This is a genomic window from Rhodococcus sp. NPDC059969, assembly GCF_042738325.1.
Taxonomy (GTDB): domain Bacteria; phylum Actinomycetota; class Actinomycetes; order Mycobacteriales; family Mycobacteriaceae; genus Rhodococcus_F.
The window spans coordinates 187,839-201,359 of record NZ_JBHWUF010000008.1; the positions used below are offsets into that span (position 1 = coordinate 187,839).

General features: G+C 62.3%; 15 protein-coding genes. 5 read left to right on the top strand and 10 right to left on the bottom strand.

Annotation, left to right across the window (positions count from 1 at the left end; genetic code table 11):
- Positions 1–95 precede the first annotated feature (95 nt).
- Positions 96–746, bottom strand: coding sequence for a DUF305 domain-containing protein (locus tag ACFWAD_RS21815; protein WP_378547627.1), 651 nt, complete (start codon positions 744–746; stop codon positions 96–98).
- A 212-nt stretch (positions 747–958) separates the two neighbouring features.
- Between ACFWAD_RS21815 and ACFWAD_RS21820 the strand changes: the two genes are divergently transcribed.
- Together ACFWAD_RS21820 and ACFWAD_RS21825 are read left to right on the top strand one after the other, a co-directional pair.
- The gene (locus tag ACFWAD_RS21820; RefSeq protein WP_378535398.1) at positions 959–1,672 is read left to right on the top strand and encodes a response regulator transcription factor; all 714 of its coding nucleotides are present in this window, start codon (positions 959–961) and stop codon (positions 1,670–1,672) included.
- A complete protein-coding gene (locus tag ACFWAD_RS21825; protein ID WP_378535396.1) occupies positions 1,669–2,775 on the top strand; it encodes a sensor histidine kinase in 1,107 nt (368 codons plus the stop codon). The genes ACFWAD_RS21820 and ACFWAD_RS21825 overlap by 4 nt, the downstream gene beginning before the upstream one ends.
- Here the strand turns inward: ACFWAD_RS21825 and ACFWAD_RS21830 are convergent.
- Positions 2,759–3,049, bottom strand: a complete 291-nt coding sequence (locus tag ACFWAD_RS21830) for a YiaA/YiaB family inner membrane protein (RefSeq protein WP_054800678.1) — start codon at positions 3,047–3,049, stop codon at positions 2,759–2,761. The two genes, ACFWAD_RS21825 and ACFWAD_RS21830, sit on opposite strands and share 17 nt — an antisense overlap.
- Before the next feature lie 164 nt (positions 3,050–3,213).
- Here ACFWAD_RS21830 and ACFWAD_RS21835 point away from each other — a divergent pair, with 164 nt between their 5' ends.
- Positions 3,214–4,422 (top strand): macrolide family glycosyltransferase, encoded by a 1,209-nt coding sequence (locus tag ACFWAD_RS21835; RefSeq protein ID WP_378547629.1) that lies wholly within the window; start codon positions 3,214–3,216, stop codon positions 4,420–4,422.
- A 6-nt stretch (positions 4,423–4,428) separates the two neighbouring features.
- On the opposite strand, the gene ACFWAD_RS21840 is transcribed toward ACFWAD_RS21835, so the two are convergent.
- Together ACFWAD_RS21840 and ACFWAD_RS21845 are read right to left on the bottom strand one after the other, a co-directional pair.
- Positions 4,429–4,875 (bottom strand): MarR family winged helix-turn-helix transcriptional regulator, encoded by a 447-nt coding sequence (locus tag ACFWAD_RS21840; RefSeq protein WP_378535391.1) that lies wholly within the window; start codon positions 4,873–4,875, stop codon positions 4,429–4,431.
- 55 nt (positions 4,876–4,930) lie between these two features.
- Positions 4,931–6,337, bottom strand: a complete 1,407-nt coding sequence (locus tag ACFWAD_RS21845; protein ID WP_378547631.1) for a PLP-dependent aminotransferase family protein — start codon at positions 6,335–6,337, stop codon at positions 4,931–4,933.
- A gap of 137 nt (positions 6,338–6,474) precedes the next feature.
- Between ACFWAD_RS21845 and ACFWAD_RS21850 the strand changes: the two genes are divergently transcribed.
- The gene (locus ACFWAD_RS21850; protein WP_378535386.1) at positions 6,475–7,695 is read left to right on the top strand and encodes a pyridoxal phosphate-dependent aminotransferase; all 1,221 of its coding nucleotides are present in this window, start codon (positions 6,475–6,477) and stop codon (positions 7,693–7,695) included.
- 77 nt (positions 7,696–7,772) lie between these two features.
- Here ACFWAD_RS21850 and purQ read toward each other — a convergent pair whose 3' ends face one another.
- Both purQ and purS read right to left on the bottom strand, forming a co-directional pair.
- Positions 7,773–8,450 (bottom strand): phosphoribosylformylglycinamidine synthase subunit PurQ, encoded by a 678-nt coding sequence (purQ, locus tag ACFWAD_RS21855; protein ID WP_050655460.1) that lies wholly within the window; start codon positions 8,448–8,450, stop codon positions 7,773–7,775.
- On the bottom strand, positions 8,447–8,686 hold the full coding sequence (gene purS, locus ACFWAD_RS21860) for a phosphoribosylformylglycinamidine synthase subunit PurS (RefSeq protein WP_003945817.1): 240 nt from the start codon (positions 8,684–8,686) through the stop codon (positions 8,447–8,449). The genes purQ and purS overlap by 4 nt, the downstream gene beginning before the upstream one ends.
- Positions 8,687–8,851: 165 nt before the next feature.
- On the opposite strand from purS, the gene ACFWAD_RS21865 reads away from it, so the two are divergent.
- Positions 8,852–9,499 carry an MBL fold metallo-hydrolase gene (locus tag ACFWAD_RS21865; RefSeq protein ID WP_378535383.1) on the top strand — a complete coding sequence of 216 codons (648 nt, stop codon included), beginning with the start codon at positions 8,852–8,854 and terminating at the stop codon, positions 9,497–9,499.
- A gap of 9 nt (positions 9,500–9,508) precedes the next feature.
- On the opposite strand, the gene ACFWAD_RS21870 is transcribed toward ACFWAD_RS21865, so the two are convergent.
- The 4 genes from ACFWAD_RS21870 to ACFWAD_RS21885 form a co-directional block, all read right to left on the bottom strand.
- Positions 9,509–10,879 (bottom strand): Ig-like domain-containing protein, encoded by a 1,371-nt coding sequence (locus ACFWAD_RS21870; RefSeq protein WP_378535381.1) that lies wholly within the window; start codon positions 10,877–10,879, stop codon positions 9,509–9,511.
- Between the two features lie 227 nt (positions 10,880–11,106).
- Complete coding sequence (locus ACFWAD_RS21875; RefSeq protein WP_378535379.1) at positions 11,107–11,811, bottom strand: DUF2334 domain-containing protein; 705 nt, start codon at positions 11,809–11,811, stop codon at positions 11,107–11,109.
- A 125-nt stretch (positions 11,812–11,936) separates the two neighbouring features.
- The gene (locus ACFWAD_RS21880; RefSeq protein WP_003945816.1) at positions 11,937–12,434 is read right to left on the bottom strand and encodes a glutathione peroxidase; all 498 of its coding nucleotides are present in this window, start codon (positions 12,432–12,434) and stop codon (positions 11,937–11,939) included.
- Positions 12,435–12,481: 47 nt separating this feature from the next.
- Entirely contained in the window at positions 12,482–13,417 is a 936-nt protein-coding gene (locus tag ACFWAD_RS21885) for an ABC transporter substrate-binding protein (protein WP_378535377.1), read from the bottom strand.
- Positions 13,418–13,521 lie beyond the last annotated feature (104 nt).

Below are 13,521 nucleotides of genomic sequence, written 5' to 3' on the forward strand. Positions count from 1 at the left end.
GCGTGTGATTGCAGCACAGCACCAGTCAAGCCATCAGCCTCGAACGTATGCCCAGGCAGTCACCCGAGCAAGGTCACGCGGCCAAGGTCTCCCGTTCAGCTGCCCTTCAACATCGCTTCCATCTGAGTGATTTCTGCCTGCTGACCAGCGATGATCGCTTCTGCCATCGCCTCCGCCGAGGGGTCGAGCCCGTTGTCGATTTCGGTCTGGGACATGGTGATGGCGCCCTTGTGGTGCTCGATCATCATCGTCAGCCACATCTTGTCGAACTCCGCGCCGCTGGCGTCGGTGAGAGCCGTCATGTCTTCGGCCGACATCATGCCCGGCATGTCTGCCATCCCGACGCCGTGACCCGCGTGCGCCGAATCATCCATTCCTCCCATCGAACTCGACGCAGGGTCGGGGCGTCCCCACTTCGTCAGCAGTTCGGTCATCTGAGCCATCTCCGGGCCTTGCGCTGCCTCTATCTGCGCTGCAAGAGAAAGAAGTTCGGCATTGTCGGTTCGGCCTTCCACCATCCGGGCCATGTCCAATGCCTGCGCGTGATGCGGGTACATCCCTTCGAGGAATTCGATGTCGGCTGCATTGACACCCGCCGGAATCGCCGACTGTGCTGCGACGCTGGTCGTTTCGGAAGAATGGGTGACGCTTTCTCCGGAGTTGTCCGAACATCCGGCAATCAACAGTGCTGCCGCTGCCACCGCTGGAACGAACCGCGCGGCGCTCCGCTTGAATGTCGTAGACATGTTTTCCACTCCCAGAAATTGAATTGATATACATTGCCCCACAACTGATTTGATCCCTGTGGGTGCTACTGCACATTTGCCACACTACCGGCGCAAGGCCGCCGAGAGACCCGATAACCGGCCCATACGATGTTCCTTCATCGAATCTTCACAGTCGAACGAAACCATCAGGCGGCGGTAACAAGGCGGCGCAGTCGACTAACCTCGGACTGATGAGCGCCGAACTACGACCGAGCGAGGAGCCTGGGCGCGTACTCGTCGTCGACGACGAACCTGCGCTCGCGAAGGTTGTCTCCAACTACCTGAGCCGAGAGGGCTTCACCGTTCGGATCGCACACGACGGTCCGAACGCGGTACGTGCGGTCCGCGAATTCGAGCCCGCACTGATCGTGCTCGACCTGATGCTCCCGGGCTTCGACGGCCTGGAAGTCTGCCGGCGGATCCGCACGTTTTCCGACGCGTACGTCCTGATGCTCTCCGCCCGCGGTGACGAGTCGGACAAGGTGACCGGACTGGCAGCTGGCGCAGACGACTACGTGGTCAAACCCTTCGGCCCCCGCGAGTTGGTTGCTCGAGTGAAAGCACTGCTCAGACGGCCACGTGCGTCGAGCATGCTGCCGGAAGCGCTGCCGACGCCACCCGGTCTCGACATCGACGTCCTCGCCCGCACGGTGCATGTCGACAACCGCCCTGTCGATCTCACTCCCACCGAGTTCGCGTTGCTCTCCGCCCTCGCTGCCCGACCCGACGCGGCCTGGAGTCGAGCAGACATCATCGCCTCGGTGTGGGGTTCGTCCTGGTTCGGGGACCAGCACATCGTCGACGTCCATGTCCGTGCACTACGCCGCAAACTCGGCGACGACGCGACCGATCCGCGGTTCATCAGAACCGTCAGGGGCGTCGGATACTCGTTGAGGTCGTCATGAACGGGGTCGCCATGAAGAAACTCGGGCTACGCGGAAAACTGCTGCTCGCGCAGCTTGTCGTCCTGTTCGTTTCCTGCCTCGCCATCGCCGCCGTTGCCATTGCCGTGGCTGCCCCGCTCTTTCACAACCACCTCATGATGGCCGGCATCGAAGACTCGAATGTACGTACCCACACCGAAGAAGCGTTCGCTCAGACCATGACCATCGCACTGTTGTGCGGGATCGCGGTCGCATTGGTGGGAGCAGGCATCGCCGCGGTCTACATCGTCCGACGCATCACGGCCCCGATCACAACGCTGGCGGAGGCGGCGCAAAGCGTCGCCGACGGGAACTTCGACGTGACTATCGACAGGTCCGACGTGGATGCAGATTTCACGCGTCTCGAAACGGCCTTCGCTGACATGGCTGCACGCCTTGATCATTCGGATCGGGTTCGCAAACGACTGCTTGCCGACCTCGCCCACGAACTGCGCACTCCGGTATCGACTTTGGCTGCGTACGTGGACGGCATCGAGGATGGCGTCCTACCCACGGACACCACTTCGTGGTCGGTGATGCGTGACCAACTCGAAAGACTTCGTCGGCTCTCGTGCGATCTGGCGGACGTCTCCGCTGCCGACGAGCACGCACTCGAACTCGATCGACGGGCCGAGGATCTCGGCGATATCGTCGCCGGCGCAACGGCAGCAGCGCGGCCACGATTTGTCGATCGTGGGGTCGAATTGACGACCGTCTTGCCTCCGCACACAATCACGGCCGAGGTCGATCGCCAACGAATCGAACAGATCCTCGCCAACCTTCTCGAGAACGCGTTGCGGCACACTCCAACCGGAGGTTCGGTGACGGTGACACTCGCGCGGGGAGAGGATCACCTCTCGGTGTCCGTCACCGACACCGGCGACGGAATTCCCTCAGACCAGCTCGAATCCGTCTTCGACCGGTTTCATCGTGGTGATCGATCCGACGGTTCGGGTTTGGGGCTCACGATTGCGCGTAGCCTCGCGCTCGCCCACGGCGGCGATCTGTCGGCACGCCGAAACGAGCAACCTCTCGGCAGCACGCTGATCCTGACCTTGCCGACAGGTTTCACGCTGCCGCTTTGAACGGATCGTGTTCGGCGATCAACTTCTCGAGTCGAGCCTCGTCCACCCGAACTCTGACCGTCGATGCCTCCTGCTGATCACGAATCACCTTGGCCAACGTGAACGTGCTGGTGACCAAGAACAGCAAGGACATTCCGAGAAATCCGCGTTGCCACGCATCGATCGGAAGATAGGCAATTCCGAGGAGGGTGCCGACAAAACTGACGGCAAAGGCGATTCCGGCCTGCAGGTAGAAGGCTGCAGTGGTCTTCGAAGGTGTTGTCGGTGCGCTCATGCTTCGAAGTCTGGCCTGTCGCCGCAACACTCGGATGCGTAGTCCTACTCGAGAGCCCACGGTACTTCCCCCGGCAAAAATCAGATGCCGTCGCCCATCGTGGTGGATAGTCTCGGTTCGGTAGACGGAGATGTTCGAGAACAGTCAGACGGCAGGAGTGATCGATGACCCGCAGACATATCGCCATGGTGAGCATTCCGGCACCGGGCCACGTCAATCCGAGCCTGGCGATCATCGCGCGTCTCGTCGCCGCCGGTCACCGCGTCACCTATGCCAACGACGAGTCGATGCGTGAGATCTTCGAGGCGACCGGGGCCGAATTCGCACCGTACGTATCCACGCTGCCCAGTCTCGCTCCTTCCCCTGACGACACCGAACCGGAGAAGAGCTGGGACGGGGATCTGATAGATCAGTTGACCCTGTTCCAGGACGATTACGAGTCGATGCTGCCGCAACTGCGCCGAATTTACGAAGACGATCGACCTGACCTCTTTCTTTACGACATCGCCGGCATTCCGGCACGAATACTGGCTCAGCAGTGGAACGTTCCCATCATGCAGTTGTCGCCGACGTACGTTGCCTGGGACGGTTACGAAGCCGACGCCGCACCGATGTACGACGAGATTCGTTCCGATCCGAGAGGCGTGGACCTGCTCGATCGGGAGGCCCGGTTCTTCCGCAGCGAAGGCGTCGAGGTCGATCCTCGTGAGTTCACCGGACGCCCACCGCGTGCGATCGTTCTGATCGCAGAATCTATGCAGCCCAACGCCGATCGAGTGAACCGCGACGTCTACACGTTTGTCGGCCCCGCACTCGAGCCGAGCAGTCAACCCTGGGTGAACCCGGATCCGGAACGCAAGCTCTTGTTGATTTCGCTGGGTTCTGCCTTCACCGATCACCCGGATTTCTACCGCACCTGCGTCGAAGCTTTCGGCGAAATGGACGGGTGGCACGTCGTCCTCCAAATCGGAAAGCAGGTACAGATCTCAGATCTCGGATCTGTGCCCGAGACTGTCGAAATACACCGCTGGGTACCGCAGTTCGCGATTCTGCAGCAGGCCGACGCATTTGTGACCCACGCGGGTATGGGCGGATCCAGCGAGGGACTCGTCACCGGCACGCCCATGATCGCGGTACCGCAAGCCGTTGACCAGTTCGGCAACGCCGACTCGCTTGTCGACGCCGGCGTCGCAGTACGCGTCGACGGCGCTACCGTCACGGCAAAAGAGCTTCGTGAGGCGCTGACGCGCGTGAGTTCTAGTGAGTTCCGCCGACGCAGCGCAGAGTTGGCAGAAGAACTCGCAGCGGCGGGCGGCGTATCCCGTGCAGTCGACTTGATCGAAGCCGCCCTACCCGGCAGCGGGCCGAGATGACGAGTTCTACCAGTGCCAGGCGTCGCCCCCCACGTTCTTGATGGTTCGCTGCAGGACCGTGATGGTGGTGACAAATTCTTCTTCGCTGATTCCTTGCATCCGCTCCTCCTGCAACGTCTGCTGTACCCGCGCTGCACGATCGAACTGCTCGGAGCCGGCATCAGTAGGACGAAGGACAGTCCCGTCCTCACGCGCCCACCCCAGTTCGAGGGCAGAGTCGACGGCCTCGTCGATGACGTCAGTTGATTCGTTCGGACCGATCGTCCGTAGGAGGACGGCTCGCTCCACCCCTTCAGGGTGCAGCGAAAGTTGGTGCAGGATCCACCATTGCGGCTGAGTCACGCCGATTGCTTCGAGTGCCCCGCGCGTGCGTGCGCGAATCGCTTCGCCTGCACGCGCGGTCCAGAATCCGATCGGCTGATTCGCCGGTGGCTGCATTGGCTGTTCGGTCATGGACACGACGATAAAACCTCAATGGAAGTTCAGGTCAACCCCAAGGCGGTGAGTTCTACATATGTTGTGTGATTGCTCCGCCGATGATGCGGGCGGCGTCGGGGAATTCGCCCGGGTTCGGACCGGCGTAGTTGAGCCGCAGGAACTTTCCGGTCGGTTCCGCCGGGAACCAATCGTCTCCGGCCCCGACGAACACACCGGCCGACCGGCAGTCCTGCACGACGCGTTCGAGATTCGTGGTGTCCGGAAGCCGAAGCCAGAGGTTGAGTCCACCTTGCGGTACGGCGTCGAGGTGAGCGTCCGGCGCATGCTCGCGCAGACTCGACACGAGGAGGTCGCGTCTGGCCTCGAGTTGGTGACGAAGCCTGCGCAGGTGCGTTCGCCAGGCCGGTTGGGTAACGACGTCAAGGGCGACTGCCTGCAGCATTCCGCTGACGTACATCGAATCTGCTTGTGTATCAGCAAGAATCCGCTCGTACGCCGGGCCGCGAGCGATCAAGCCGGCAACTCGCACCGATGGGGACACACTCTTGGTCAGCGCACGGAGGTAGACAACGTGTCCGCTGTCGTCTCGAGCGGCAATAGGGCTGGGATCGGCGGTGATGCCGAAGTCGAGCGCCGAACTGTCCTCGATCAGGAAGGCGCCGTGCCGACGGACGGTCTCGAGCACCTTGTCAGCCAATGTCGGCGACCACAGCGCCCCCGTCGGACTCGCGAAACTCGGTTGTGCGTAGAACGCCCGAGCGCCTGTCTGTTCGAATGCGCGCGAAAGCTCTTCCGGATCAGGACCGTTGGCACCACTGGAGATCGGAATGACCGTGACACCGGCCTGGGCGGCAGCAAGGATCGCACCCCAGTACGTCGGCGATTCCATGAGCAACGGACGCCCCTCCCCCACGAGCGCACGGAAGGACGTCGCAAGTCCACCCTGACTGCCGGGAAGTACAACCACGTCGTTCGGCCCCGGCGGCGTGATCCCGGCCGGAGTGGCAGAACCCAATTCGGAGGCAAACCAGGATTGCAGTTCCGGAAGCCCGGCAGCAAGTGGCCGATTGAAGACGGCGTCGGTTCGCGTCGCCCTGGTGAACGCTGCACGAACCAGTCCTTCCGGCAACAGTTCTCGGGCCGGATAGCCGGAATGCAGCGCGATCACGTCGTTGGAGGTGGACTGCAGCGCAATAGGCAGTTGCAGCCGATAGTTCGGCGATCCGAGCGCCGCCGTCTGCCACCCGTAATCGTTGGGTCGCACGACGCGTGCGGCGCGCACGAAGGTCCCCACACCGGGACGAGCCTCCACAGCCCCCTGAGATACCAGTGTTCGCAGCGCCTTCTGCACAGTGACCGGACTCGCCCCGTGCGTGCTGACGAGCGACCGAGTGGACGGAAGCTTCGCACCTGGAGGAGCCGTCGCGATCCACTCGCGCAAAGCTGCGGCTATCCGCGAACTGCTATCATTGGACATGTCGAATCATAGTAGCGCTACTCTCTCGCCAACGCCAGCGCTATCGCGAATTTTTGTCCGTTTCCAGGCCGAACCGTAAGGCGCCCTTCTCGTCCGACACACCACTCGTCCACCGAACCGGAGAGGTACGTAACCGCGTGAACACACCCATCGATCAGGCCCGCAAGCTCGAGAATGTCAGGTACGACATCAGAGGGCGAATTCTCGACAAGACCGAAGAACTCGAGGATCAGGGACACACGATCCTGCGACTCAACGTCGGCAATCCGGCCCCCTTCGGGTTCGAAGCACCGGACGAGATCATGATGGCCATGATCCGTAATCTCCCTACCGCACAGGGATATTGCGATTCTCGCGGACTGTATTCGGCGCGCACTGCGGTGGTCCAGTACTACCAGACACGGGGTATCACCGACGTCACCGTCGACGAGATCTACCTCGGAAACGGTGTCTCCGAACTGATCACCCTGACGATGCAGGCCCTCTGCAATCCAGAGGACGAGATCCTCATTCCCGCTCCCGACTACCCCTTGTGGACGGCTTCGGTGTCGCTTGCCGGCGGTACACCGGTCCACTACCTCACCGACGAAAGCCAAAGCTGGGCACCGGACTTCGACGATCTGGAAGCTCGGATCTCTCCGCGCACCCGAGGGATTGTCGTCATCAATCCCAACAATCCGACGGGCGCCGTCTACTCGACGGAGGTGCTGCAACGCTTCGTGGACCTTGCGCGCAAACACGATCTGATGCTCTTCGCAGACGAAATCTACGAGAAGATCGTCTACGACGGTCGATCCATGACAAACCTTGCGACGATGACCGGGCGAGACGTCCTGTGTCTGACCTATTCGGGACTGTCCAAGGCCTACCGCGTCTGCGGATTCCGAGCCGGATGGCTGGCCATCACCGGACCACTCGAACGGGCGTCGAGCTTCATCGAAGGCATCAAACTGCTGGCCAACATGCGTATGTGTGCCAACGTGCCGGCGCAGCACGCGATCCAGACCGCACTCGGCGGACGCCAGTCCATCGAGGACCTGTTGCTTCCACAAGGTCGGCTGACGGCCCAGCGCGATCTCGCGCACAGCACGCTCAACAGCATCGACGGGATCAGTTGCCAGCAGGCCGACGGGGCGCTGTACCTGTTCCCGAAGCTCGACGTCGACAAGTTTGGCATCGTCGACGACGAGAGGTTCGTTCTCGATCTACTGGAATCGGAGAAGATTCTTGTCAGTCACGGTCGCGCGTTCAATTGGATCGAACCTGATCACTTCCGACTGGTGACTCTGCCGAACACCGACGACCTCGCGACCGCCCTCGAGCGCCTCGGTAACTTCCTCAGTTCCTACAGCCAGTAATCCCCGCGCACCTCCACAAACGACTGAACGCCGACCGGATTTCCGGTCGGCGTTCAGTCGTGAAAATCAGCAGGCGATCAGGCAGTGACGATCGCGTCGAGTGCCGAGTAGAACAAGCCGAGTCCGTCGTCGCTGGGGCCGGTGAGAGCCTCGGTGGCGTGCTCGGGGTGCGGCATCAGACCGACGACGCGGCCGTTGGCCGAAGAAATACCGGCGATACGACGCTGCGAGCCGTTGGGGTTCTCCTCCGAGTAACGGAAGACAACGCGGCCTTCGCCCTCGAGTTCGTCGAGGACCTTCTCGGACGCCTGGAAGCGGCCTTCACCCGACTTGAGCGGGATGAGGATCTGGGCGCCGGCCTCGTAGCGTGAGGACCACGCCGTGTTGTTGGCTTCGACCGTCAACCACTCGTCGCGGCAGATGAAGTGCAGACCCTGGTTACGGGTCAGGGCACCGGGGAGCAGACCGGCTTCGCAGAGGATCTGGAAACCGTTGCAAATGCCGAGGACCGGCATGCCACCCTTGGCTGCTTCGACGACCTTGCCCATCGCGGGAGCAAACCGGGCGATTGCGCCGCAGCGAAGGTAGTCGCCGTAGGAGAATCCACCCGGGACGACGACTGCGTCGACACCCTTGAGGTCTGCATCGCCGTGCCAGAGTTCAACTGCTTCACCGCCGGCCAGGTTGACGGCCCGAGCAGCGTCGATGTCGTCGAGCGTGCCCGGGAACGTGATAACCCCGATACGTGCGCTCATGCCTCGACTCGCCTGACGGTCCAATCCTCGATCACCGTGTTGGCCAGCAGGCCTTCGGCGATCTTCTCGAGTTCGGCGTCTTCGACACTGCCGTCGATCTCCAACTCGAACCGCTTGCCCTGACGGACATCGGATACTCCTGCAAAGCCCAGGCGAGACAGTGCCCCGACAATTGCCTGTCCCTGGGGGTCGAGAATCTCGGCCTTGGGCATGACTTCGACGACGACACGGGCCACGTGCTGCTCCTCGGTACTAGTGCGCGAACCCGGAGTGAAACGCTCGGGTGATGGCCAGTTTACCGGGCGCACCCGAGATGGTTCGCATCGAGTGATCGGGGCGTGACGGCCAACACCTGTCGGACTCGCCTGCGAGCCCTTCCGCGTCGGCGCATACTCGAAATCATGCGACTGACACATTTTGGCCATTCCTGTGTGCTCGTGGAGTTGAACGGCTCGAAGATCCTCTTCGATCCCGGCAACTTCTCGCACGGATTCGAAGGCATCACCGGCCTCGACGCCATCCTCGTGACACATCAACACCCTGATCATGCCGACCCGGCTCGCCTGCCCGAACTGGCCGAAGCGAACCCCGACGCCGTGCTCTACAGCGATCCGCAGACGGCTGAAAAGCTCGGTGGGCGCTGGACCGGAGTCCGGCCCGGTGACCGGTTCAGCATCGGCGACGTCGAAGTGACCGGAACCGGCGGTGAGCACGCGATCATCCACCCGGACCTACCGATGATCGACAACACCGCGTTCCTCCTCGGCGACGCCACCAACCCGGCGCAGTTCATGCATCCCGGCGATTCCCTCTTCGTTCCCGAACAGACGGTCGACGTTCTTGCTCTTCCTGCCGCCGCACCGTGGCTCAAGATTTCCGAGGCCATCGACTACCTCCGCGCGGTGGCGCCACGTGTCGCGGTTCCCATCCATCAAGCGATCATCCGCGACGAGGCCGCCGGAATTTTCTACGGCCGCTACTCGGAAATGGCTGCCGACGGCACGGAGTTCCGCGTCCTCGACGAGGAGTCGAGCGTCGAGGTCGCCTGATTCAACCCTTCAGGCACTCACATCGACGATGATCCAGCCGGTGCTCGTCCCGCCGGCTGCGTCGGTGAGTGTGTAGCGGATCCGGTCGACCCCCGTCTTCGTCCCCGCCGTGTAGACAACTTTGCCGCCGTCGAGTTTCACGGTACCGCCGAGAAGTGAGGTCGCCTCGACACCGGTCACCTTGATCGAATCTCCGTTGCTGTCATGATCATTCGCGACAGCGTCGACAGTGGCTGTGCCACCCGAACTGACCCGCGCGGTGTCGAGTGCGGCGTACGGCGGGATCGGGGTTGCCATGTACCGACCGATGTCGTCGAGTCGAGCCGAGGCAACGTCCGCGGCATCGACGATGGCTGCGAATTCGGTGCCGTCGAAGCGCGAGAGGTCGTTGCCGTTCATGATGGTTCGGCCCTCGGCGCCGCCGCCGTGATAGTCGTCGGCATAGAAGTTGTGGCCCAACTCGTGGCGGAGGACGCGGCTGAAGTTGCCGTCGGACTCGGCGCCGACCTGCGCGTAGCTGTGATCAACCTCGAACTTCGAGTAGTAGGCATTTCCGCCACCGGACCTGCACACGACAGTCGCCTGATCGACGCTCGTCCCGACTTGATCGGACCACAGATCTTCCAACTGCTCGAGGTTTTCACAGCTGCTCGAGTACGGGTCACTGACGGCATCGGCCCGAAGAACGACGCGACCGAGGATCGGCCGAATTCCGACGTCTCTGATCCAGATGGCAGCGGTTCTGGCCATGGATTCCTCGGCCCGATCCAAAGCAACGGCGGGACTGCCTTCGCCGTGCGCGGAGTACCACTCACCGCTCAGGTCCAACCCCACTACGAACTGCTTCACGGTTTTGCCGACGCCGGCTGCCGAAGCCGGCGCGATCGAGGCCGTCGGCCACTGAGGCTTCGCATCGATCGGCGCTGTACTTCGACCGACCACGTCGGATCCGACGAACTCGATCGAAGAACCACGATCGAAAATCGCCTGCCCACGCAGTATTCCGGCCGAGTCGACGATGGCCGAGACGATTGCGTCCGGATGCCCTTCCACGCTGCCGATGTACGAACGGGGCGCCGGAATCACCACATCGGACAGCTTGCCGCCGCTTTCTTGTACGGCCATCGAGAAGTCTGATCCCCGCAGATCCATCTTGTGCAGCCGCAGAGTGAGTTGCTCACCTTGATCGTCGACGGTTGCGGTGCGTACGCCATCACTCGATCCGCTCGATCCACCGTCGATACTGCCCGTCGGCAGCGTGTGAACCGCGCCGGCCGGAGCGGCAGACGCGAGTGCCGGAACGAACGCAGCACAGACAACTGCGCCAACAGCCACGGCAACAAGACCCTCGGCCGACTTGGAGAACACTCTTGCGCGCATGGTGAAGTCCCAACCTCGTCTACTAGCGGCACATTAACTGCACGCACTCTAGCAGCGAGAAAGCCGGCAGACTCCACTCTCCACTTCAGCGTCCGATATATCCGAATTAGCCCCTTGATGGACCACTACCAGCCAAGAAGCGGAGAAATACGAAGAGTGCGCCTGCTCGGACAACCCGGACAGACGACGCCGCCTCCTAGCTATCAAATAGTTGCCAACCGCCGAACTCAGGCAGCGCCGAGTTCTCGAGACGGCGAGTTCCACCGATACACCTGCGAGGCGGCTTCGTGAAAGAGAGCAAGATCGACGGCGTCGAGAACTGCCTGGCGCGGTCCCTCGTTTCCCAACTGCTTGGCGGTGATCGACAACCTGACCAGTCCCCCACGCTTGGCTGCGCGCCCGGCTCCGAGAACCAACGCACGGCACCACCACGGTTCGGCCTTGAAGCCCTCGCCGATACCGAAAACCCTTCCCCGCTGCAAGGTTCCACGGGTCAGATCGTGCACGGCGCCGAGGCCTGCCATCGTCCGAAAGCCGGTCTCCGGCAACACCGACATGGCACCGGGCGACGCCACCCAGCGCGGCGGTGCGAACACCCGGGTCCTGAGGCCTGCCTGTTCGAGGACCCGATCCGCAGCGAGTAGTCGCAGTTTTGCTTCGTGCTTGGACAGAGTGGCGAACTCGGCCCGACGACGCTTGGTCGCGGCCTGGTCGTAGCCGTGCAGAACGATGGCGTCGCCGTGCTCACGACGCTCACGCAGCCAGGCCGTCGTCACCGCGTCGTCGGCAAGTCGATATTTGTCCTTGAGTCGCGGCGCCACCAGGAGCGACAAACGCACACCTCGAGCGTCCATCTCGTCAGCGAATCCGGCAGCGAGATAACATGTCTCGTCTCTGATTCCGGATACCGACACGATCAGTTCTGCGGACATACTCCGATAGTGGCAGCTGTGGGTGAACAGCACACTGCCGCCGGATGATCATCCGGCGGCAGTTTCCAGCAACGAGCCGCTAGTTCTCGGGAAGCGCAGCTACTAGTTCTCGGGAAGCGCAGCTACTAGTTCTTGGGAAGCGCAGCTTCGATCGCGGCGACGACCTCGGGTGCGTCAGGCTCGGTCCGCGGACGGAATCGGTTGACGACGGTGCCGTCCGGTCCGATCAGGAACTTCTCGAAGTTCCACTGGATGTCGCCGGCAGCGCCTTCGGCGTCGGCGGCCTTGGTGAGTTCGGCGTACAGCGGATGCTGGTTTTCGCCGTTCACCTCGATCTTCTCCAGCAGCGGGAACGTAACGCCGTATGTGGTGGAGCAGAACGTCTCGATCTCTTCTGCGGTGCCCGGTTCCTGGCCCATGAACTGGTTGCACGGGATACCGATCACGGTCAGACCGCGGTCCGCGTATTCACTGGCCAGCTTCTCGAGAGCCGAGTACTGCGGGGTCAGTCCACACTTGGATGCGACGTTGACCACGAGCACGGCACGGCCGTCGTATTCGCCCAACGAGGTGGGCACGCCACCGAGAGTGTTGATCGCGATGTTCTGTACTGGAGTTGTCATAGGTTCCAACTTAGCGACTCTCTCGCGCACTGCTCCTTCGCGCACTGCTAATTCGACGCTCCGAGAATGCGATCGAGGTCGTCCAGAACGGTGAGGCCGCCGAGCGGTCCGACGCCGGTGATCCAGTAGGACATGTCCACCAGATGCGGGTTCGGGAAGAATCCGGCGTTGTCGGCCACGGCCTTCGGCATCGTGCCGGCATCGGCCGGTTTCGCGGAGGTGACCAGGATGAGGTCGGCGTTGGCTCCGGAGACGAATTCCGGGGAGAGGTCGACGGAGATCGAGTTCTCCCAGTCGCGTGCGGGAATCGTGAGTCCAGCACATTCGAGAGTGCTTCCGGCAAACGACGTGGGTCCGTACAGCGTCAGAACGTCGTCGCGTGGGCGGATGAGCTGAGCGGTCTTGCCCTCGGTGCTGTGCTTGCTCGCCACTTCCTCGCAGCGTGCCGTGTAGTCACCGAGCAGCTCGCCCGCCTGATCGGTCTTGTTCAACGCTTCTGCGACGAACTGGACGTTGTCCTGCCACGGATCGGTCTGAGTTGCCATGTAGACGGTCGGCGCGATGGCAGCGAGCTGCTCGTACAGATCCCCGTGCCGTGTTTCCGTTCCGATGATCAGATCCGGGCTCAGCGCGACGATCTTCTCGAGGTTCGGTGCCGCGACGGTTCCGACCATCTCGATCTCCGCCGCCTTCTCACCGAGGTACGCCGGAACGCCCGTCGTCTCGCTGAGTACCGCGGTGCCCACGGGAATCACGCCCAGCGCTACCGACGTGTCGAGCTGAACCGGCTCGAGCACGACAACTCTCTGCGGATCCATCGGCACTTCGGTGGTTCCGCGGGCGTGGGCGACCGCGTGCACGGCGTCGGGCTGCATCCCAGGGTCATCAAGATCGTCACCGCCACAAGCAGTCGTAGTTGCCACGATGGCGGCGAGGACAAAACCACCCAGCACGTACCTCGTACGCGAGTTACTGCGCTTCATTCACACACTCCTGTCACCGACTGCTTCCGACCGTCACAGCCACGCGTATTCACCACGGCTGAGCAAAGGATTCACCATCCAATAGTCTGGTGAGCCTAACCTAC